At 37.8% G+C, this 760-nt stretch carries 2 pseudogenes; both read left to right on the top strand.

Annotation, left to right across the window (positions count from 1 at the left end):
• A pseudogene (locus ACOMCU_RS28175) lies at positions 1–438 on the top strand (transposase); the annotation flags it as partial.
• 31 nt (positions 439–469) lie between these two features.
• Positions 470–619 (top strand): annotated as a pseudogene (locus ACOMCU_RS28180) (tyrosine-type recombinase/integrase); the annotation flags it as partial.
• Between the last annotated feature and the right edge of the window lie 141 nt (positions 620–760).

The raw sequence follows: 760 nt of genomic DNA on the forward strand, positions 1-760 counted from the left end.
CCATATGTCCGTATCGGAACAAAATGGCATTATGTATGCTTATTTGTCGACCTTTTCAATCGTGAAATCATTGGCCGTAGTGCTAGTGCAAATAAGACAGCAGAGCTGGTTTATCAAGCGCTAGTATTAGAGGTAACTTGAACGACATTCAAATGTTTCATACAGACCGAGGAAAAGAGTATGAAAATAAGCTCATTTCAAAAGCCCTAGAAACATTCGGAATCCAGCGATCCCTGAGCATGAAAGGATGCCCTTAACGCCGTGGCTTAAGCGATGTTTAAGGTATTTAAAACAGAATTCGCTAACGGAACACATTTCTCTACTCTTGAACAGCTCGCTCTTGAACTTGATGATGCTGTTCATTGGTTCAATAACATTCGAATTTACGGAACACTAGGCTATTTAACTCCAGTGGAATTCAAGCAACAGACCTTATAATTTTTGTCCAGTTTAGTGTTGACATACCAAGTTTGTTACTGAAAGAAATCCACATCGTATGAGTATTGCGCAAATGAGGTATATCATTAAACGAATCTCCAGTCGTGCTGGAATTAATAAAGATATATATCGCCATCAATTAAGACATAGTTACGCTACACATCTATTAAACAATGGGGCATGAAAAATATAGAAAAACTGCTCAAGAAATGAGCTTTAATTTATAACTTTTACCCATTTGATTTTGACTGATTCCTAGGTGCATACCATCCGATTAGGGCAATACCTACTAATACCCCATAGAAAATCATAGTCCAGGCAC

Origin of the sequence: Lysinibacillus sp. UGB7 (assembly GCF_049058285.1) — a bacterium.
Taxonomy (GTDB): Bacteria; Bacillota; Bacilli; order Bacillales_A; family Planococcaceae; genus Lysinibacillus; species Lysinibacillus sphaericus_B.